The 18,846-nt window shown below is 71.0% G+C and carries 19 protein-coding genes; 6 read left to right on the top strand and 13 right to left on the bottom strand.

The features are described from left to right. Positions 1-93 precede the first annotated feature (93 nt). On the top strand, positions 94-453 hold the full coding sequence (locus tag ACZ4EG_RS30325; RefSeq protein WP_467792819.1) for a VOC family protein: 360 nt from the start codon (positions 94-96) through the stop codon (positions 451-453). 14 nt (positions 454-467) lie between these two features. Next, positions 468-866, top strand: coding sequence for a VOC family protein (locus tag ACZ4EG_RS30330; protein ID WP_453555051.1), 399 nt, complete (start codon positions 468-470; stop codon positions 864-866). Between the two features lie 57 nt (positions 867-923). Here ACZ4EG_RS30330 and ACZ4EG_RS30335 read toward each other — a convergent pair whose 3' ends face one another. Genes ACZ4EG_RS30335 through ACZ4EG_RS30345 form a run of 3 tightly spaced genes read right to left on the bottom strand, consistent with a single transcriptional unit; the run spans position 924 to position 3,771 of the window. Beyond that, entirely contained in the window at positions 924-2,102 is a 1,179-nt protein-coding gene (locus ACZ4EG_RS30335) for a dipeptidase (RefSeq protein WP_453555053.1), read from the bottom strand. A gap of 5 nt (positions 2,103-2,107) precedes the next feature. Next, a complete protein-coding gene (gene purE, locus ACZ4EG_RS30340) occupies positions 2,108-2,635 on the bottom strand; it encodes a 5-(carboxyamino)imidazole ribonucleotide mutase (protein WP_453555055.1) in 528 nt (175 codons plus the stop codon). Beyond that, positions 2,632-3,771, bottom strand: a complete 1,140-nt coding sequence (locus ACZ4EG_RS30345; RefSeq protein WP_453555057.1) for a 5-(carboxyamino)imidazole ribonucleotide synthase — start codon at positions 3,769-3,771, stop codon at positions 2,632-2,634. The genes purE and ACZ4EG_RS30345 overlap by 4 nt, the downstream gene beginning before the upstream one ends. Positions 3,772-3,978: 207 nt before the next feature. Between ACZ4EG_RS30345 and ACZ4EG_RS30350 the strand changes: the two genes are divergently transcribed. Beyond that, on the top strand, positions 3,979-4,482 hold the full coding sequence (locus ACZ4EG_RS30350; RefSeq protein WP_467792820.1) for a GtrA family protein: 504 nt from the start codon (positions 3,979-3,981) through the stop codon (positions 4,480-4,482). Between the two features lie 18 nt (positions 4,483-4,500). Here the strand turns inward: ACZ4EG_RS30350 and ACZ4EG_RS30355 are convergent, their stop codons facing one another. Both ACZ4EG_RS30355 and ACZ4EG_RS30360 read right to left on the bottom strand, forming a co-directional pair. Beyond that, a complete protein-coding gene (locus ACZ4EG_RS30355) occupies positions 4,501-5,772 on the bottom strand; it encodes an ATP-binding protein (protein WP_453555061.1) in 1,272 nt (423 codons plus the stop codon). Between the two features lie 109 nt (positions 5,773-5,881). Next, on the bottom strand, positions 5,882-6,559 hold the full coding sequence (locus ACZ4EG_RS30360) for a response regulator transcription factor (RefSeq protein ID WP_018566970.1): 678 nt from the start codon (positions 6,557-6,559) through the stop codon (positions 5,882-5,884). 493 nt (positions 6,560-7,052) lie between these two features. On the opposite strand from ACZ4EG_RS30360, the gene ACZ4EG_RS30365 reads away from it, so the two are divergent. After that, the gene (locus tag ACZ4EG_RS30365; RefSeq protein ID WP_467792821.1) at positions 7,053-8,591 is read left to right on the top strand and encodes a peptide MFS transporter; all 1,539 of its coding nucleotides are present in this window, start codon (positions 7,053-7,055) and stop codon (positions 8,589-8,591) included. Between the two features lie 72 nt (positions 8,592-8,663). Here ACZ4EG_RS30365 and ACZ4EG_RS30370 read toward each other — a convergent pair whose 3' ends face one another. From ACZ4EG_RS30370 to ACZ4EG_RS30400, 7 genes are all read right to left on the bottom strand, one after another. Next, positions 8,664-9,029 carry a hypothetical protein gene (locus tag ACZ4EG_RS30370; RefSeq protein WP_390709954.1) on the bottom strand — a complete coding sequence of 122 codons (366 nt, stop codon included), beginning with the start codon at positions 9,027-9,029 and terminating at the stop codon, positions 8,664-8,666. A gap of 187 nt (positions 9,030-9,216) precedes the next feature. Then, a complete protein-coding gene (locus ACZ4EG_RS30375; RefSeq protein ID WP_453555066.1) occupies positions 9,217-10,518 on the bottom strand; it encodes a hypothetical protein in 1,302 nt (433 codons plus the stop codon). Between the two features lie 2 nt (positions 10,519-10,520). Then, a complete protein-coding gene (locus ACZ4EG_RS30380) occupies positions 10,521-11,603 on the bottom strand; it encodes a hypothetical protein (RefSeq protein WP_467792822.1) in 1,083 nt (360 codons plus the stop codon). Then, the gene (locus ACZ4EG_RS30385) at positions 11,600-12,463 is read right to left on the bottom strand and encodes a hypothetical protein (protein WP_467792823.1); all 864 of its coding nucleotides are present in this window, start codon (positions 12,461-12,463) and stop codon (positions 11,600-11,602) included. Before ACZ4EG_RS30385 ends, ACZ4EG_RS30380 begins: the two co-directional genes overlap by 4 nt. Before the next feature lie 94 nt (positions 12,464-12,557). Beyond that, the gene (locus tag ACZ4EG_RS30390) at positions 12,558-13,250 is read right to left on the bottom strand and encodes an LPXTG cell wall anchor domain-containing protein (protein WP_467792824.1); all 693 of its coding nucleotides are present in this window, start codon (positions 13,248-13,250) and stop codon (positions 12,558-12,560) included. A 150-nt stretch (positions 13,251-13,400) separates the two neighbouring features. Next, entirely contained in the window at positions 13,401-14,006 is a 606-nt protein-coding gene (locus tag ACZ4EG_RS30395; protein WP_453555072.1) for an ATP-binding protein, read from the bottom strand. Positions 14,007-14,243: 237 nt separating this feature from the next. Beyond that, positions 14,244-14,630: an STAS domain-containing protein gene (locus ACZ4EG_RS30400; protein ID WP_363300239.1), complete on the bottom strand. Its 387-nt coding sequence runs from the start codon at positions 14,628-14,630 to the stop codon at positions 14,244-14,246. Positions 14,631-14,936: 306 nt separating this feature from the next. On the opposite strand from ACZ4EG_RS30400, the gene ACZ4EG_RS30405 reads away from it, so the two are divergent. Next, positions 14,937-15,812, top strand: a complete 876-nt coding sequence (locus ACZ4EG_RS30405) for an RNA polymerase sigma factor SigF (protein ID WP_453555076.1) — start codon at positions 14,937-14,939, stop codon at positions 15,810-15,812. Positions 15,813-16,027: 215 nt separating this feature from the next. After that, complete coding sequence (locus tag ACZ4EG_RS30410; RefSeq protein WP_467792825.1) at positions 16,028-17,572, top strand: ricin-type beta-trefoil lectin domain protein; 1,545 nt, start codon at positions 16,028-16,030, stop codon at positions 17,570-17,572. A gap of 57 nt (positions 17,573-17,629) precedes the next feature. Here the strand turns inward: ACZ4EG_RS30410 and hutI are convergent, their stop codons facing one another. Further along, positions 17,630-18,841, bottom strand: coding sequence for an imidazolonepropionase (gene hutI / locus ACZ4EG_RS30415; RefSeq protein ID WP_467792826.1), 1,212 nt, complete (start codon positions 18,839-18,841; stop codon positions 17,630-17,632). Between the last annotated feature and the right edge of the window lie 5 nt (positions 18,842-18,846).

Here is an 18,846-nt window from a genome sequence, read left to right on the forward strand (position 1 = left end):
GCGGGAGCATGAGGTAACGGTTACTGGTTGCCCACCTCTATGGGTAACACAGGTGACCCCCTTTCCCTGGTCACTCGCTTCGAGGAGGAAGTCATGGCTCTCGCCAAGCTGGGCGTCGTCGTCCTGGACTGTCCCGACCCACGCGCGCTCGCCGGTTTCTACGCCGGGGTGCTCGGCGGCACCATCGAGGACCAGGGGGAGTGGGTGGACCTCAAGGTGTCCGACGGGCAGGCGCTGGCGTTCCAGGAGTCGCCCGGGTTCGTAGCGCCGAAGTGGCCCTCGTCCGACGGCTCCCAGCAGTTCCATCTGGACCTGGTCGTGGCGGACCTGGACGCGGCCGAGAAGGGGGTGCTGGAACTGGGCGCGAAGCCACTGGACGCGGCGGACCGGTCGCGCACCTGGCGTGTGTACGCGGACCCGGCGGGGCACCCCTTCTGTCTGTGCCTCAGCTGAGCCAGGAGGAGTCCATGGAGCCGGTCGCCCGCTTCCGTTCCGTCGTCGTCGACTGCCCCGACCCGGTCGCGCTCGCCGGGTTCTACGCGGCGGTGGTGGGCGGCACGCCCCGCGTCGAGGAGGACGACTGGGTCGTCCTGGAGGCACCCGGTGTGCCACGGCTCGCCTTCAACCGGGCACCGGGCTACACCCCGCCCGAGTGGCCGCGCGCGGACCGGAACTCACAGCAGTTCCATCTCGACCTCGACGCCGGGTCCACCTGGGAGGAGGTCGACGCGGCACAGCAGAGGGTGCTGGCGCTGGGTGCCCGGCCACTGGACCTGGAGGAGGGCGAGGACAAGGACTTCCGGGTGTTCGCGGATCCGGCCGGGCATCCGTTCTGCCTGTGCCGCATCGACCCTGGCCCTGCCTAGGGGCTGTCGTTCGGGGCGGGGCGGCCGGACGCACCGGGCCGCTCCGCCCCTCGGCGATCAGCCGTCCAGTTCTCCGATGGTCGCGTTGGACGGTGCGCGTGTCGTCTGGAGGTCTCGGGCCACGTCTTCCGCCGCGCCCAGTACCCGTACCGCGTTCTGCCAGGTCAGCTTGGCGAGGTCGGGCCTGGACCAGCCGCGGTCGAGGAGTTCCGCGATCAGGTTCGGGTAGCCGGAGACGTCGCTGAGGCCGTCGGGTGTGAAGGCCGTGCCGTCGTAGTCGCCGCCGATGCCGAGGTGGTCGATGCCGGCGACCTCGCGCATGTGGTCGAGGTGGTCGGCGACGGTCGACACCGTGGCGACCGGACGCGGGTTGCTCTCCTCGAAGGCGCGGTGCACCTTCATCGCCTCGGCGGTGGTGGCGAGGTGGTGGAAGCCGTGGGCACGCATGTTCTCGTCCGCCGCGGCCGTCCAGTCGACCGCCGCCTGGAGCACGAACTTCGGTACGAACGTCACCATCGCGACACCGCCGTTGACCGGCAGGCGCTCCAGCACGTCGTCCGGGATGTTGCGCGGGTGGTCGCAGACGGCACGCGACGAGGAGTGGGAGAAGATCACCGGGGCGACGGAGGTGTCCAGCGCGGCGCGCATCGTCGTCGCCGCCACATGGGAGAGGTCGACGAGCATGCCGAGGCGGTTCATCTCCCGCACGACCTCACGGCCGAAGGACGACAGGCCGCCCACGTTCGGCTCGTCCGTCGCCGAGTCCGCCCACGCGTTGTTGTCGTTGTGGGTGAGGGTCATGTAGCGGACGCCGAGGCCGTACAGCCCGCGCAGCGTGCCCAGCGAGTTGGCGATCGAGTGGCCGCCCTCCGCGCCCATGAGCGACGCTATCCGGCCCTCGGCGCGCGCGGACTCCATGTCGGCGGCGGTCAGCGCGGGCGCCAGGTCGTCCGGGTAGCGCGCGATCAACTGCCGTACGCAGTCGATCTGTTCCAGCGTCGCCGGGACCGCGTCGGGCAGGTCCGAGCGGACGTACACCGACCAGTACTGCGCCCCGACCCCGCCCTCGCGCAGCCGCGGGATGTCGGTGTGCAGATGGGCGTTCTGGTGGGCGGCGATGTCACGGGCGTCGAGGTCGTAGCGGACCTGTTCGCGCAGCGCCCAGGGCAGGTCGTTGTGGCCGTCGACGACGGGAAACTCCCGCAGGAGTGCCCGGGCTTCCTCCGGTGAAGCCATCGCCGTCACTTCCCCGAGCCGAAGCCGAAGCCGCTCACGCCCTCGACCTTGGCGCGCAGGCGCTTGCCCTTCTCGGTCGCCTGGTCGTTCAGTTCCTGCTGGAACTCCCGCATACGGGTGAGGAGTTCCTCGTCGTGCGTGGCGAGGATGCGGGCCGCGAGCAGACCGGCGTTGCGGGCGCCGCCCACGGAGACAGTGGCGACGGGGACACCGGCCGGCATCTGCACGATCGACATCAGGGAGTCCATGCCGTCGAGGTACTTCAGCGGGACCGGGACACCGATGACCGGCAGCGGGGTGACCGAGGCGAGCATGCCGGGCAGATGGGCGGCACCGCCCGCGCCCGCGATGATCACCTTCAGGCCGCGCTCCGCCGCCTGCTCGCCGTACGCGATCATCTCGCGCGGCATGCGGTGCGCGGAGACGACGTCGACCTCGTACTCGATCTCGAACTCGTCGAGCGCCTGGGCGGCGGCCTCCATGACGGGCCAGTCGGAGTCCGACCCCATGACGATGCCTACAACTGGGCTCATTCGGTGATGGTGCCTCTCAGGTAGCCGGCAGCGTGACGGGCGCGCTCCAGCACCTCGTCCAGGTCGTCGCCGTAGGTGTTGACATGACCGACCTTACGGCCGGGCTTCACGTCCTTGCCGTACATGTGGATCTTGAGCTGGGGGTCGCGGGCCATGCAGTGCAGGTACGCCGAGTACATGTCCGGGTAGTCACCGCCGAGGACGTTCGCCATGACCGTCCACCTGGCGCGCGGACGCGGGTCGCCCAGCGGCAGGTCGAGGACCGCGCGGACGTGGTTGGCGAACTGCGAGGTGACCGCGCCGTCCTGGGTCCAGTGACCCGAGTTGTGCGGGCGCATCGCCAGTTCGTTGACGAGGACACGGCCGTCGCGGGTCTCGAACAGCTCGACGGCGAGGTGACCGACGACGCCGAGTTCCTTGGCGATGGTCAGGGCCATCTCCTCGGCCTTCAGGGCGAGGGCCTCGTCCAGGCCGGGAGCGGGCGCGATCACGGTGTCGCAGACGCCGTTCACCTGCTGGGACTCTACGACCGGGTAGGCGACCGCCTGGCCGTGCGGGGACCGTACGACGTTGGCGGCGAGCTCGCGGACGTAGTCGACCTTCTCCTCGGCGAGGACCGGGACGCCCGCGCGGAACGGGTCGGTGGCCTCCTCGGCCGACTCCACGACCCACACGCCCTTGCCGTCGTAGCCGCCGCGGACGGTCTTGAGGACGACGGGGAAGCCGTCGCCCTCGGCCGCGAAGCGGACGACGTCCGCGGCGTCCGTCACGATCCGGTGCCGCGGGCACGGCACACCGATCGCGTCGAGCTTCGCCCGCATCACGCCCTTGTCCTGGGCGTGCACGAGCGCGTCGGGGCCGGGGCGCACGGGGACACCGTCCGCCTCCAGGGCCCGCAGATGCTCTGTGGGTACATGTTCGTGATCGAAGGTGATCACATCGCAGCCCTGCGCGAACGCACGCAGCGTCTCCAGGTCGCGGTAGTCGCCGATGACGACATCGCTCACGACCTGTGCCGCGGAATCCTGAGGGGTGTCACTGAGGAGCTTGAACCTGATGCCCAACGGGATGCCCGCCTCGTGTGTCATACGAGCGAGCTGACCCCCGCCGACCATGCCGACTACCGGGAACGTCACGCCCCCAGGGTATCGGCCGTGCCGGCGCGGCCGGATCGCGCGCCTCCGAGCAGGGTTCTTACCCTGCGTTTCGCCACCTCTTGCCCTGCTTTTCCCCGGCTCTTTCCGATCTGATGCCGACCCGTGAGCCCGTCCACAGGAAAGGCCGAAGAGCGCCGGTTAGCATGGCTGGGTTGACCGAACCTACGGACGGGGGCCTGCACGACCATGGAACATCGTTCCTCGGGGCTGCAACGACTCGTGCGCGAGGTGGCCAAGTTCGGCGCCGTCGGTGGCGCGGGACTTCTTGTCAATCTCGGCGTGTTCAACCTGGTACGGCACGTCACCGACCTGCCGGTCGTCAGGGCGAGCGTGATCGCGACCGTCGTCGCGATCATCTTCAACTACATCGGTTTCCGTTACTGGACGTACCGGGACCGCGACAAGAGCGGGCGCACCAAGGAACTCACGCTGTTCCTGCTGTTCAGCGTGGTCGGCCTGGTGATCGAGAACGGCGTGCTGTACGCGGCGACGTACGGCTTCGGCTGGGACAGCCCGCTGCAGAGCAACGTCTTCAAGTTCCTCGGCATCGGCGTCGCGACGCTGTTCCGCTTCTGGTCCTACCGGAGCTGGGTCTTCAAGGCGCTTCCGGCCCGCGAGGCCGTCGCCAGCGCGGAGTCGTTCCTCGATGAGGGATCCGCCGCCCGCCGGGCCACCCAGCGGGTGCCGTAGCCCTCCCGCGGGACCTGCCTAGCGGACCGTCGGATGGTTCTCGTCATGCTTCCTGAGCGGGGGCGTGCGGGACAGGAACAGGCCGAAGACCGGGGGCTGGGCCTGGAGCAGCTCCAGACGGCCGCCGTCCGCCTCCGCGAGGTCGCGGGCGACGGCGAGCCCGATCCCCGTCGAGTTCCGCCCGCTGATCGTCCGCTCGAAGATACGGGCGCCGAGGTCGGCCGGCACCCCGGTGCCCTCGTCGGTGACCTCGACCACGGCCTGGTTGCCGGTGACCCGGGTGCGCAGGGCGACCGTGCCGCCACCGTGCATGAGCGAGTTCTCGATCAGCGCCGCCAGCACCTGGGCGACGGCACCCGGAGTGCCGACGGCCCGCAGATGCCGCTTGCCCGAGCTGACGATCGCGCGGCCCGCGCTGCGGTAGGCGGGGCGCCACTCGGCGAGCTGCTGCTGGATGACCTCGTCCAGGTCGAAGGAGACGGCGGAGCCGGTCCGCGGGTCGCGGGCGTTGGTCAGCAGCCGCTCCACGACGTCCGTCAGCCGCTCCACCTGCGTCAGCGCGACGTTCGCCTCCTCCTTCACCGTGTCCGGGTCGTCGGTGAGGGTGATCTCCTCCAGCCGCATCGACAGCGCCGTCAGGGGCGTACGCAGCTGGTGGGAGGCGTCGGCCGCGAGCCGTCGCTCGGCCGTCAGCATGCGGCCGATCCGCTCGGCCGAGGAGTCGAGGACGTCGGCGACCCGGTCCAGCTCGGGCACGCCGTACCGCTTGTGCCGGGGACGCGGGTCACCTGAGCCGAGGCGCTCGGCGGTCTCCGCGAGGTCGGTGAGCGGGGAGGCGAGACGGTTGGCCTGGCGTACGGCCAGCAGGACCGCGGCGATCACCGCGAGCAGCGCCACCGCACCGATGATCAGCAGCGTACGGCCGACCTCGCGCGTCACCGACGAGCGCGGCTCCTGCACGGTGACCGTCTCGCCCTCCTCGCCGGCCTGCGTGGCGTGGATGACGTCGCCCTCCGGCTTGGTGCCCACCTCGATCGGCGCGCGGCCGGGGAGGCGGATCACCGCGTACTGCTCCTTGGCGACCTGGTCGCGCAGGATCTCGGCGTTGACGTTCTCCGCGCCGAGGATCCGGCTGTCGACGATGCTGGCCAGGCGCACCGCCTCGGAGTCCACCCGTTCCTGGGCGCTGTTGCTGATGGTGCGGGTCTCGACGATCACCAGGGACACGCCGAAGACCGCGATCACCACGAGGACGACGGCAAGGGTGGACTGAATGAGACGACGACGCACGGGGCCCTCCGGGCAGTGGCTCTACGACGACCAGTGTGCCTTGGGCATCTGTGCAGCCGGGCCCGGTACGGCGCCCCGAGAGGCAGTCGCCCCACCTCAGCGGCAGCGCTCAGCTTTTTTCGAAGCGGAACCCGACCCCGCGCACGGTCGCGATGTACCGGGGGTTGGCCGCGTCGTCGCCGAGCTTCTTGCGCAGCCACGAGATGTGCATGTCCAGCGTCTTGGTCGAGGACCACCACGTCGTGTCCCACACCTCGCGCATCAGCTGGTCCCGGGTGACGACCCGGCCCGCGTCGCGCACCAGGACCCGCAGCAGGTCGAACTCCTTGGCGGTCAGCTGGAGTTCCTCGTCGCCCATCCACGCGCGGTGCGACTCGACGTCGATCCGCACGCCGTGCGTGGCCGGCGGCTGCTGCGGCTCGGCGGCGCCGCGCCGGAGCAGGGCCCGGACACGGGCGAGCAGTTCGGCGAGCCGGAAGGGCTTGGTGACGTAGTCGTCGGCGCCCGCGTCGAGGCCGACGACGGTGTCCACCTCGTCGGCCCGCGCGGTCAGGATGAGGATGGGCACGGTGTGGCCCTCGGCACGCAGCCGGCGGGCGACCTCCAGGCCGTCCATGCCGGGCAGGCCCAGATCCAGCACGACCAGGTCGACGCCGCCCTGCATTCCGGCGTCGAGCGCGGTGGGTCCGTCCTCGCGCACCTCGACCTCGTAACCTTCCCGGCGCAGGGCGCGGGCCAGCGGCTCCGAGATGGACGCGTCGTCCTCGGCGAGCAGTACTCGGGTCATGAGGTGATGGTAGTCCGCCCGCCCGTAGTGCAGGGGTGTGATCGGCTGGCCGGATTCTTACCTTGGGGCACAGTGGTACGAACCTATGGCCGACAGGTGCGACCCTAGGAGGGACCTTCGAAATCGGGTGCGTGGTTCCCGCGACACCTGTGATCCGTGTCTCAAGTCCTTCCATATCCGGCACTGTCCTGACGTACAGTGACTTGCAACGCCTGTAGTACACCGGGGACCTTTGGCGGGCAGTTGACGCCGAGGGTCTCTTTTGTGTGCGGGCCGGTCCTCCACCGGCCTTGAAAGGAATGACCTCTGGCCGGGCTCCGTACGCATGACGCGTCATGGGGCGTGGATCCCGGTGGTCGCCGTCCGCCGCTCCGCGATCCGGAGCGGACTCCCCTCGGGCGTGGGGGTGGACGTGCCGACCCCGCCGGTGCCGGCCACTCCCCCACCGGGCGCGCAACGCGGCAGCGCGCGTCCCGACCAGCAAGGAACGACCATGGCGTCCAGCCTGACGAAGGACTCGGTCCAACCGGGCACCCCCGGTTCCGAGAAGACCTTCTTCGGCCACCCCCGCGGACTGGCCACCCTCTTCATGACCGAGATGTGGGAGCGATTCTCCTACTACGGCATGAAGGCCCTCCTCACCGTCTACCTGCTCTCCGGTGGCCCAGGCGCCGGCAAGGGCAGCATGGGTGGCGGCCTGGCCATGGACGTGGCCACCACCACAGTGATCGTCTCCGTCTACTCGGCGATGGTGTACCTGCTCGCCATGCCCGGCGGCTGGCTCGGTGACCGCGTCTGGGGCCCGCGCAAGACGGTGGCCATCGCCGCCGTCACGATCATGTGCGGCCACCTCGTGCTGGCGCTGCCCGGCGGCCAGGCGCCGTTCTTCGCGGGTCTCGCACTGGTCGCGGCCGGTTCGGGTCTGCTCAAGGCCAACATCTCCACGATGGTCGGCCACCTGTACGACGGTCCGAACGACCCGCGTCGCGACGGTGGCTTCACGATCTTCTACATGGGCATCAACGCGGGCGCCTTCTTCGCCCCGCTGGCCATCGGCACCGTCGGTCAGAAGGTCAGCTGGCACCTCGGCTTCGGCATGGCCGCGGTCGGCATGGCCATCGGCCTCGCCGCGTTCCTGATCGGCACCCGCACCCTGAGCCCCAAGAGCAACATCGTCCCCAAGCCGCTGACCGGCGAGGAGCGCACCTCCTGGCTGCGCAAGGGTCTGACCTGGCTGATCGTCGCGACCGTGTTCTACGGCGTCGTCGGCCTCACCGGCCACTTCACCCTGAACTGGGCGATGATCCCGCTGACCGTCATCGGTCTGGTCGTCCCGGCGGGCGTGCTGCTGCGCATCAAGCGGGACAAGGACCTCTCGGGCCCCGAGCAGTCGAAGATGAGCGCCTACATCTGGTTCTTCGTCGCCGCCGCCGTGTTCTGGATGATCTACGACCAGGGCGCGTCCACGGTCCAGGCGTTCGGCGAGGGCAAGGCGTCCCACGACATGCTGGGCTTCGACTTCCCGACCTCCTGGTACCAGTCGCTGAACCCGCTGTTCATCATGGCGCTGGCCCCGGTGTTCGCCTGGATCTGGATGTGGCTGAACCGCCGGGACAAGGAGCCCAGCACCATCGTGAAGTTCGCGATGGGCCTGGTCCTGATCGGCATGTCGTTCTTCTTCTTCCTGATCCCGCTGGGCATGTCGGCGAACGGCACCGCGGTCAGCCCGATGTGGCTGGTCGGCATCTACTTCATCCAGACCGTCGGTGAGCTGTGCCTGTCCCCGGTCGGTCTGTCGGTGACGACGAAGATGGCCCCGGCCAAGTACGCCAGCCAGATGATGGGCGTGTGGTTCCTCGCGGTCACCGCGGGCGACTCCATCACCAGCCTGCTGTCCAACCCGGCCATAGCCGGGGTCGACCTGAGCGGCAAGGGCGCCGTCTTCGGGGAGGCGGCCCTCGCGGCCCTCGCCGGATTCGCGGTGTGGATGTACCGCCGGAAGGTCAAGGCGCTGATGGGCGACGTGCACTGACGCACCGCCCGGCATACGGCGAGGGCCGCCGCACTTCATGTGCGGCGGCCCTCGCCGTATGCGCGCCGGCCGTCAGGCCTTCGTCTCCACCGACCACGAACGGGTGAAGCTGCGGAACCCGCACATCACGGTCGACTTCTCACCGGGCTTCTTCCAGGGACCCCACAGGTACCACGGAATGGTGTGCTCCGCGCCGGTGCCCGTGCCCCGGACCACGTCGCAGACGAGCTTGACCCGCTGCAGGCGCACCGGCTTGCCCGAAGCCGACTTCTTGCAGCTGGACGTGGCCTTCGGACGTCCGAGGTCGAGGTGCACCTCGGCCTTGCACTTGTACTTGGCGCCGGCCGCCTCCGCGGTGCCCGCCGTGGCCAGGCCGGTCCCCGTCGCCATGAGAACGGCGGCGAGCGCAGCGCCCGCCGCCTTCTTCCCCCAGGTCATTTGCTTCCTCTTTCCCCTGCCGCGCAACAGACCGGGTTATAGACCCTTCAACTGCCCTGTTGCGCAAGACGCAATGTCGTCACGCGCTTGCTTGCGCGAACGCAGGGGACGCTATGACACTTACGATCTTGGGAGCAAACTCGCGCGGCGGATCTGAGCAAGGTTTGAGGAACCACGGATCAGCAGGTCAGCGGGGGTTTCGCCGGGGCATGAAGGTGAACACCGCCGCGCCCAGCAGGATCGCCGTGCCCGCCACCAGACCGAGGGCCTTGAGGGCGCCGTGGTCGCCCGAACCGGTCTCGGCCAGGCCTCCGCTCCCGCTGCTCCCGCCGGAGGACGAACCGCCGGACGACGACGTGCCGCCCGAGGCGCCGTTCGCCTGCTGCGAGGTGTCCAGCGTGAGGGAGACCTCCGACTTGGTCGGCGTGCAGGTCGTGGTCGTGCCCAGGGCCTTGATGGTCAGGACACCCGGCGACAGGGTCGACGAGCCGCTCGCCCCCGGCTTGTAGGTGCCCGTCAGATCGGGGATCTCGATCGGGTCGCCGGACTTGATGGCGGAGGAGTTCGTCGGGCCCTCCACATGCACCGTGCCCTTGTCGGCACCGCCCAGGACCACCTCCATCGACGGCTTCACGGAGTCCTTCGGGATGTCGGCCGGGCTGTTCATCACCGACTTCTTGAACTGCACCGTGAGGTCGAAACTCCCGCCGTTCTTCTTGGCGTTGATCTGCACCGGCGAGGTCGCGTTCTTGTCGCCGATGGGCGTCTTGCAGGCGTAGGGGACCTGGACCTCCTTGCCGGTGAAGTCGGTCTGACCGGTGCCGTCGCTCGGGGAGGCCGAGGCGGTGGCCGTGCTCGACTGGGTCGGCGTGGCCGACTGCGAGGTCGAGGTCGTCGGCCCCGGCGTCGTACTCGACGAACCGCCGCCGCCCGCCGTCACCTCGATGGTCGCCGCCTTCTGCACCGTCTCCTTCGGCGTGCACTTGGTGTCGGTCGACATGGCGTTGACCGTGTACGCGTCCGGCGTCAGCGTCACCTCACCGGGTGCCGTCAGCTTCAGGGTGCCCTTCATGTCGGACAGCACCATGGCCGCGCCCTTGGGGATCGCCGGGTTCTGCCGCGGCCCCTGCATCGCGATGTCGGCGCTCTGGGCGCCGGCCGCCTTGAGGACGCCGGACGGCTGGACCGAGTTCGCGGGCAGGTCGATGATGTCGGGGTTCTTCGACGCGGCCTGTACGAACTTCCACACCACGTCGACGGTGTCGCCCACCTTCGCGGTGGCCGGCGCGGTGATCTCGACCTTGGTGGTGCCGTCGACGGGGTCGATGCCCGCGGGCGGCACACAGTGCGTCGCGAACGACACCTCGGCGGCCTGGGCGGGCGTCGCGGCCACGCCCAGCAGGACCGCCGCCCCGCCCAGCGCCAGCGCGGCCCCCGCCGCGCCCGCTCTCCGTACGCCGCCGCCGACCGGTGTGACTCTCCTTCGCATGCTCACATGGGTCCCTTCGTGGTGGGAGTCGTAGGACTCCTCGGGCTGTCGTCGTGCGGTGCGGAGAGCCGACCGGCCGCCGTGCCCGGATCGGAGTCCGGGGTGAACCACGGCAGGGTCGAAGACGGAGCGGGCGCGCCGTCCGGGGTGCCGAACCCCGGCAGCCGCCAGGCCGGCCGGGAGGGACGGGGTCCGCGGTTGCGGGCCGCGCCGCCGGTCCCGCGCGGCCGCACCCGGTCCACCACCGCCATCCCGACGCGGAACACCGCGGCCGGTACGACGAGACAGACCAGGATCCAGAACAGGGTCACGCCCCAGGGCCGCCCCACGCCCCACGGCTGCTCGGCGAGGACCTTGCCGCCGTACTTGAGGGAGACGGTGTAGTCGCCGTGCGCCCCGGCCGCGAGCTCGACGGGCAGCCTGATCCGCGCCTTCTTGCCGGGCCCGAGGGTGCCGCGCCACCGCTGCTCGTCCCACTGCGGAGCGAACACGCCGTGCGAGGTGCCGACCTGGAAGACGGGGTTCTTGACGGCGGAGGAGCCGACGTTGCCGACGGTGAGGACCAGCGTGCGCGACGGCGGGGCGCCGAACCAGGCCAGCAGCCCACTGGACCCCTCGAGCCGGGTGTCGGTGAGGATCGACAGGCGCCCGCCGGACGGCTCGGCGGGCAGCGGCTCGACGGCGTGCCCGGCGACCTGGAGGACCGCGTCCGCGTCGGCCTTCGCCCCGGTCACGGTGGCCACGTGCACCACGCACGGGCACGGCACCGGCGGCTCGGCGACCGGCAGCTTCTTGCCGAAACCGCCCTTGGCGTCCGTGGTGACGGCCCTGCCGTCGCCGTTGGCGCAGGAGTTGGTGCCGCCGATCACGCCGCGGGACGGGGTGGCCTGGCCGCAGATCAGCATCATCAGCAGCGTGTGCGGCCGCCAGCCGCTGCCGCTGACGGTGACCGAACCACCCGTTCCCGCCTGGGAGTCGGAGAGCTCGACGGTCGGCCCGTCCGCCGCCGTCGCCGTGCCCGCGAGCGGCAGCAGGAGCAGTGCGAGCACCGCCACCAGCGCCCAAATCCGCACTCTCCCGCTCACGTCAGCACTCCCGTCGACTCGGCTTCCACGCACGGCGGTTGTGCCTCGCTGCCGGTCGTACGACGCCTGCGGCGCCGTACGACGAATGCCATGGCCGTCCCGGCCGCCAGGGTCGCCCCCGCCGCCACACCGCCCCAGGGCACCAACCGCACCGACGCGCTCGCCGAGTCCCGCGCCCCGCCGGACGCGGTCACCGTCAGCCGTACGTCGACCGCGTCCAGCACCGGCCGGTCGGGCCACGGCTCGTCGAGCCGCAGGCGCCGGCCCGGGGGCAGCCGGACGGGCAGGGTGCGCGGGGCGCGTTCCAGGACCGGTCCGAACAGCCCGTCCGCGCGTACCGCGAGTCTCGGTACGAGGACCGTCGTACCGCGGTTGACCAGCTCGTACGTGATGCGCCCGGCGTGCACGGCCAGATGCTCGACGGTCAGCGCGGACAGCGCGGGACCGGCGACGCGCAGACGGACCGGGACGGTGGCCGTGCGGCCGTCGCCGTCCCGCACGGTGATCGTGCCCGCCCGGTCGCCGGGCGCGGCGCCCGCGGGGACGGCCACCGCGAAGGGGACGTCGGCCCGGGTGCGGGCGGGGACGCTCAGCCGCGGTTTTGCGAAGGTGACCCGGACGCCGGTGCCGCTCAGCCGTACCGTGACCGGCCGTGCGCCGCGGTTGGTCACGGACACCGTGTCCTGCTGGACCGTCCCGGGCGCGCCCTCGGCGTAGAAGGACGGGCGTCCGCCGCCCGAGGGCGCGACGGACCAGCCGCCCGCCGCCTCGGCGGGCGCGGCGGTGATCAGGGGCAGGAGGGTCAGCGCGGCGAGGGCGGGCACGAGGGACGGGCGCGGGACACGGGCGGCGGACGGCATCGGCGGCTCCAGCGGTCGGACCCGGAGGGTCAAGCGGTCGGACCCGGGGGTTCAAACGGTCGGACCCGGGGGTTCAAACGGTCGGACCCGGGGTTCAGCGGCGTGCGGCCTGATTCCGCCGTGTCAGCCACAGCGCGCCCGCCGCCCCGGCGAGGAGCACGGTGCCGCCGAGCGTGCCGAGCGCGACGACCGAGTCCTCGGGACCGGTCTTCGGAAGCTGACCGCCCGAGTCGGTGCCGCTGTTGGACGTCGTGGACGAGGAGCCGGAGGAGCCACCGGCCGCGGTGACGTCCAGGGTCAGCGACGGCTTGGGGCTGTTGGCCGGCGTGCAGGTCGTCGTCGTACCGAGCGCCTTGATGGTGAGCGCACCCGCGGTGAAGGTGACCTTGCCGGTCTTCTTCGGTGTGTAGGTGCCGCTCAAGTCATTGATCTTGATGGGGGTGTTGGCCGGGATCGCGCTCTGGTTGGCCGGGCCCGACACGGACAGCGTGCCGCTGTCGGCGCCGCCCAGCACGATGGTGGCGCTCGGGTTCATCGCGCCCTTGCCCAGCTCGACCGGGCTGGAGGAGACGCCCTTCTGCCAGGACATGGTGATCCTGTAGCCGCTGCCGCTCTTGACGCCCTTGATGTCGATGGGCGAGACGGCGTTCTTGTCGCCGATGGGCGTCTTGCACTGGTAGTTGACGTCGACGACCTCGGCGTGGGCCGCGGGGGCGGCCAGCAGCACCGCCGACCCGGCCAGCGCCGCGGCGGACACGAGCGCGGCGGTTCGTTTCGGGTACGACACGGTCCACCCCATTCCTGACGGTACATCAGATCGGCCGTCAAGGTACGCCCGGGGCCTTGAGGAGGGAAGACAAGGCGCACGCCGGAGTTGTGACGATCCGGCGTGCGCGGGAGGGGGCTCCGATGGAGACAGTGACCGTGAGTAACAGGGTCAGGCCGGTGCGCCCAGCTCGGCCCACACCGTCTTGCCGGACACGCCCGGGGTGCGGACGACTCCCCAGTCCAGGCACAGCCGCTGCACGATGAACATCCCGTGGCCGCCGGGGCGGCCGGCGCGGTGCGGGGTACGGGGGGCCGGCTGGCCGGTGCCGCGGTCGGTGACCTCGATGCGGATCACCTTGTTGTCGCAGGCGAGGAACAGCTCCTCCGGGCCCTCGGCATGCAGACAGGCGTTGGTGACCAGCTCGGAGACGACCAGCAGGACGTCCTCGGCGGCGGCCCGCCGATCGGCGCCGACGGCGGGCAGCCAGCCCCACGCGTACAGCGCCTGGCGGGTGAAATCACGGGCGAGCGGGACGACCCCGCTCTCGCCGTCCAGACGCAGCCTGCGGACCTGCCGGCCCCGGCCGTCCCGGCCGCTCCCCGGGCCCTGGTCCCGATGACCCTGGCCGTTGTGGCGGTCCTCCGCCCGCGCGGACGGTGCGGCCGTTTCCCCCATGGACGCGCCGACCGCCGGCGCTCCCCCCTCGGACGCCCCGGAAGCGCCACTGGGCTCCGGGCCGCGGTCGCCCGGCGAGCAGGGCCGGGTGGTGCTCATCAGCGCTTCACCTCACCGATTCACCAGTTCACGATTCACACGATTCAGAATTCTCGGTCGGTCGGTACCAGTCAGTACGCAGGTCGTACACGGGGCGTTCGCCGGTTCCGTGGCGCCCCCCGGGGCCAACAGGTCCAGCTTGTCTCCTGCCCGGCGGATCCGGCGGAACACCCCCTTTTCGGTGTGACCGGTGCGGCCACCGGGGCGGCCGCGGCGGGGGACGGCCGGGGCGACGGCTCAGCCGGCCTCGTCGGCCTCGTCGGCCAGGGCCGCCTCGACGGAGTCGTGAACGGTGAAGACCGCATCCGCCCCCGTGATCTCGAACACACGGGCCACCACGGGCAGCATCCCCGCCAGGTGCACCCCGCCGCCGGCGGCCTCCGCCTTCAGACGGGCCCCGAGCAGCACGTTCAGGCCCGTGGAGTCACAGAACTCAAGCCGTGAGCAGTCCACGACGAGTCGCGAGAAGCCCTTGGCGAGCAGGCCGTCGAGCGGCTCACGCAAGAGATCGGCGGTGTGGTGATCGAGCTCACCCGCCGGCGTCACGACGGCGCTGGAGCCCTCTTCCCGCACCTCCACCAATAGCCGGCCCGACTGTGCGCTGCCGACCGTCCCGCGGTCCATGCCGTCTGTCTCCCGAGGTCGTGGCTGCTGTCTGACTTCCTGCGGATGTGCTGTCCGCTCCCCGGCCGGCGCCCTGTCGGCACCCGGCCGGTGCCCTCGAACACTACGCCTTCCCTGCGCACTCCAAACACCCGAACAACCTCTCATTATCGGCCATATCACCTCATACCGCACTTGCCATGGGCTCGCAGAAGCCGGTAGGGCTAGTAGGGACAAGAAACCGACACGGCCGGCTTTGGAGGCGCCGCACACCGCAGTGCACGCATGGCTTCGGCAGCCTTATGCCGAGAACGATGGAGGACACCCATGTCACCCCGGCTCGACGCATCGCACACCGTGACCGCGACGTCGACACCCCCACCGGAACAGCTGGATCCCATCGACGGGCTCCCCGAGATCCCCCCTTACGACGAGGTCGGGCCGGTGGACGCACGGGCCCTGTCCAAGACCCTCTTCGAGCGACTCGAATCGCTGGAGGAAGGCACGCACGAATACGCGTACGTCCGCAACACGCTGGTCGAACTCAACCTCGCGCTCGTCAAGTTCGCCGCCTCGCGCTTCCGCTCCCGCAGCGAGCCGATGGAGGACATCGTCCAGGTCGGCACCATCGGTCTGATCAAGGCGATCGACCGCTTCGAACTGTGCCGCGGCGTCGAGTTCCCGACCTTCGCGATGCCGACCATCATCGGCGAGATCAAGCGGTTCTTCCGGGACACCTCGTGGTCCGTGCGCGTCCCGCGCCGGCTGCAGGAGCTGCGGATCGACCTGGCCAAGGCCGGTGACGAGCTGGCCCAGCGGCTGGACCGCGCGCCGACGGTCGCGGAACTCGCGGAGCGCCTGGGCCTGTCGAACGACGAGGTGCTCGAGGGCATGGCGGCCTCCAACGCCTACACCGCCTCCTCGCTGGACGCCCAGCCCGAGGAGGACGACTCCGAGGGCGCGCTCGCGGACCGCATCGGCTACGAGGACCACGGGCTCGAAGGCATCGAGTACGTCGAGTCGCTGAAGCCGCTGATCGCCGAACTCCCGTCCCGGGACCGGCAGATCCTCTCCCTGCGCTTCGTCGCGGGCATGACCCAGTCGGAGATCGGCGACGAGCTCGGCATCTCGCAGATGCATGTGTCACGGCTGCTCTCGCGGACGCTGGTGCGCCTGCGCAGGGGGCTGACGGTGGAGGAGTGAGCCTCCCCCCACACATCGAGCGGTCCGGCCGGGTGCCGGGCCGCTTCGCTTTGTGGACGACGGCACCGCGCTGAGGGGAGGACTCACAGAGCTCTCACCGGTTACCCAGAGAAACGTCTTTCCCTCAGGCCCCCTCTCCATCACTATGGGCCCCCAAACTGGCCGGTACGTCAAGACAGGGTGTTCGGCCGCACCGGGTGCTAGGAGGCGCAGGGATGGCTCAGGGGGACCGGGCCGACGACCGGGACGAGAACGCGGGGGTACCGGACGCCCGACTGACCGAGCTGCTGCGCGCCCGGACCGCGGCCGCGTACCCGGCGTTGCGGGAGATCCGTCGGCGCCACCACGACGCGGTCCTCGGCTACGCCCGGCTGTGCGCGTCGAGCGAGTCGTCGGCACGGCAGCTGGCGGCGCAGACCTTCACCACCCTGGCGCGCGAGACCGCACGCGGGGTGGAGCCGCAGGTGCCGCTGCGCCATCAGCTCCTGCTGCTGATCTGCCGGTCGGCCGCGTCCTTTGCCGGTGACGAGCGCTCGGCGGGTCTGGACCCCGGCCTCCTCCTGGTCCTGAACACGACCGCCGCCCCGGAGGGTCCGACCCCTCCCCTGCTGGCGCCCTTCCGCTCCCTCCCCTCCCGCACCCAGGGCCTGATCTGGTACGGGATCGTGGAACAGGAACCCGAGGAGAGCACCGCCGCCCTGCTCGGCCTGACCCGCGAGGACGTGCGGTTCGGCATCCCGCAGGCACTCCAGGCCATGGCCCAGGCCTGTCTGAAGCACCGGCTGGCCGCCTCCGACGACCCGCAGTGCGGGGACTTCCGCCGGCTGATCGAGGAGTCGGTACGGCCGGACACTCCCCGCTACAGCTCCGATCTGCGCACCCACATGGCGCACTGCGCCCACTGCACGGCGGCGTACGAGGACCTCACCGCCCTGCGCGACGCCCCGCGGGCGGCACTGGCGGAGGGACTGCTGCCCTGGGCCGGGACGGCGTACGCGCGCCATGCCGCGCCGACCGCCGAAGCGGACCGGCCGCAGGAGAAGCGGAGTTGGCCCCCGACCCGGCGCGTGGTCCTCACCTCGGTCGCGCTGGGCGTGGCCATGGCGCCGCTGCTGGTCTTCGCGCTGGCGCAGTCCGGCTCGCAGGGCCGGCGCCCGACGGCGGCCACGCTGCCGCCATCGAGCCCGCCGGTCACGGTGACGGCGACGGTCTCCGTGCCGGCCCCGTCACCGACCAGCAAGTCCCCCTCGCCGACGAAGACTTCACACCCGCCGAAGACCCCGTCCGCCGCACCGAAGCCGAAGCCGAAGCCCAAACCGAAGCCGAAGCCCGCTCCGTCCCCCACCCCGTCGGCTCCGGGCAGCGCCTACGCCGAGGTGGTGAACGCCGCCACCGGCCTCTGTCTGGACGTCCGGTACGGCAACTTCGAGAACGGTACGGACGTCGTCACCGCACGCTGCGACGGCACCTCCTCGCAGCGCTGGCGCGTCGACACCGACCGCGAGGTCCTCCAGTCGGCCGGCGACCCCGACTTCTGCCTGGACAGCCGGGGTGACGTCGACCGGGGCGTCGGCATCTGGGGGTGCGACTCGGTCTACGGCCGCAACGGCGACAACCTGCGCTTCACCGTCGACTCCGACGGCGTCATCCGCCCGGCGATCGCCACCGAGACGGCGGTCACGCCGGACGGGGGTGACGGTCTGTCGCTGGACTGGCTGAGCGGGGACGCGGATCAGCAGTGGCGGGCCGGAGCCCGCTGAGACCCTCGTGTGCGGGGGCCTGTTCTCCTCTCTCCGGTCAGACCACGCTCTCTCCGGTCAGACCACGCGCACGCCCCGCTGCCACACACCGCTGACGAGGGGCACGCCCGGCCGGTAGGCCAGGTGCACATGGCTCGGCGCGTCCAGCAGGGTCAGGTCGGCGTACGCGCCCGGGGTGAGGCGGCCGATGTCGTCGCGGCGCAGGGCAGCGGCCCCGCCCGCCGTAGCCGACCACACCGCCTCGTCCGGGGTCATCCTCATGTCCCGTACCGCCAGCGCGATGCAGAAGGGCACCGAGGAGGTGAAGGACGAGCCCGGGTTGCAGTCCGTCGAGAGCGCCACCGTGACACCGGCGTCCAGGAGGCGGCGGGCGTCCGGCCACTCGGCGCGGGTGGAGAACTCGGCGCCGGGGAGCAGCGTGGCGACCGTGCGGCCGCTCGCCAGGGCGTCGACGTCCGCGTCCGTGAGGTGGGTGCAGTGGTCGGCGCTGGCCGCGTCCAGTTCGACGGCCAGCCGGACGCCCGGGCCGTAGGAGAGCTGGTTGGCGTGGATGCGGGGCGTGAGGCCCTTGGCCATGCCCGCGGTGAGGATCGTCCTGGCCTGGTCGCCGTCGAAGGCGCCCTTCTCGCAGAAGACGTCGATCCAGCGGGCGTGCGGGGCGCAGGCGTCGAGCATCTCGCCGGTGACCAGGGCGACATAGGCGGCCGGGTCCTCGGCGTGGTCGGGCGGGACGATGTGGGCGCCGAGGTAGGTGACCTCGTCGGTGTGCGCGGAGGCGATGCGCAGGGCGCGGGACTCGTCGGCGACCGTCAGGCCGTAGCCGGATTTCGTCTCGAACGTGGTCGTGCCCTGGCGCAGCGCCTCGGCGAGGTAGCGGGTGAGGTTCGCCTCCAGCTCCTCGTCCGTCGCGGCCCGGGTGGCCGCGACGGTCGTCCGGATGCCGCCCGCGCTGTAGGCCCGCCCCGACATACGGGCGTTGAACTCCTGCGTCCGGTCGCCCGCGAAGACCAGATGGGAGTGGGAGTCGACGAAGCCCGGCAGCACCGTCCGGCCTCCGGCGTCGACCCGTTTGTCAGTGGCGGGTGCTTTGCTGGATTCACCGGTCCACACCACACGGTCGCCGTCGATGACGACGGCCGCGTCCTGGATCAGGCCGAGGGGAGAACCTCCCCCACTCTCGAATTTGCTCGAGCGGAGGGACCCCCACCCGAGGGAGGGATCGTTGGTGACCAGCGTGGCGATGTTCGTGATGGCGGTGCTGCTGCTCATGGTGT

The organism is Streptomyces sp. NPDC025638, assembly GCF_055558775.1.

Coding starts and splice junctions, on each gene's coding strand:
- ACZ4EG_RS30325 (WP_467792819.1), top strand. CDS start 94: ATGGCTCTCGCCAAGCTGGGCGTCGTCGTCCTGGACTGTCCCGACCCA.
- ACZ4EG_RS30330 (WP_453555051.1), top strand. CDS start 468: ATGGAGCCGGTCGCCCGCTTCCGTTCCGTCGTCGTCGACTGCCCCGAC.
- ACZ4EG_RS30335 (WP_453555053.1), bottom strand. CDS start 2,102: ATGGCTTCACCGGAGGAAGCCCGGGCACTCCTGCGGGAGTTTCCCGTC.
- purE (WP_453555055.1), bottom strand. CDS start 2,635: ATGAGCCCAGTTGTAGGCATCGTCATGGGGTCGGACTCCGACTGGCCC.
- ACZ4EG_RS30350 (WP_467792820.1), top strand. CDS start 3,979: ATGGAACATCGTTCCTCGGGGCTGCAACGACTCGTGCGCGAGGTGGCC.
- ACZ4EG_RS30360 (WP_018566970.1), bottom strand. CDS start 6,559: ATGACCCGAGTACTGCTCGCCGAGGACGACGCGTCCATCTCGGAGCCG.
- ACZ4EG_RS30365 (WP_467792821.1), top strand. CDS start 7,053: ATGGCGTCCAGCCTGACGAAGGACTCGGTCCAACCGGGCACCCCCGGT.
- ACZ4EG_RS30370 (WP_390709954.1), bottom strand. CDS start 9,029: ATGACCTGGGGGAAGAAGGCGGCGGGCGCTGCGCTCGCCGCCGTTCTC.
- ACZ4EG_RS30375 (WP_453555066.1), bottom strand. CDS start 10,518: ATGCGAAGGAGAGTCACACCGGTCGGCGGCGGCGTACGGAGAGCGGGC.
- ACZ4EG_RS30385 (WP_467792823.1), bottom strand. CDS start 12,463: ATGCCGTCCGCCGCCCGTGTCCCGCGCCCGTCCCTCGTGCCCGCCCTC.
- ACZ4EG_RS30395 (WP_453555072.1), bottom strand. CDS start 14,006: ATGAGCACCACCCGGCCCTGCTCGCCGGGCGACCGCGGCCCGGAGCCC.
- ACZ4EG_RS30400 (WP_363300239.1), bottom strand. CDS start 14,630: ATGGACCGCGGGACGGTCGGCAGCGCACAGTCGGGCCGGCTATTGGTG.
- ACZ4EG_RS30405 (WP_453555076.1), top strand. CDS start 14,937: ATGTCACCCCGGCTCGACGCATCGCACACCGTGACCGCGACGTCGACA.
- ACZ4EG_RS30410 (WP_467792825.1), top strand. CDS start 16,028: ATGGCTCAGGGGGACCGGGCCGACGACCGGGACGAGAACGCGGGGGTA.
- hutI (WP_467792826.1), bottom strand. CDS start 18,841: ATGAGCAGCAGCACCGCCATCACGAACATCGCCACGCTGGTCACCAAC.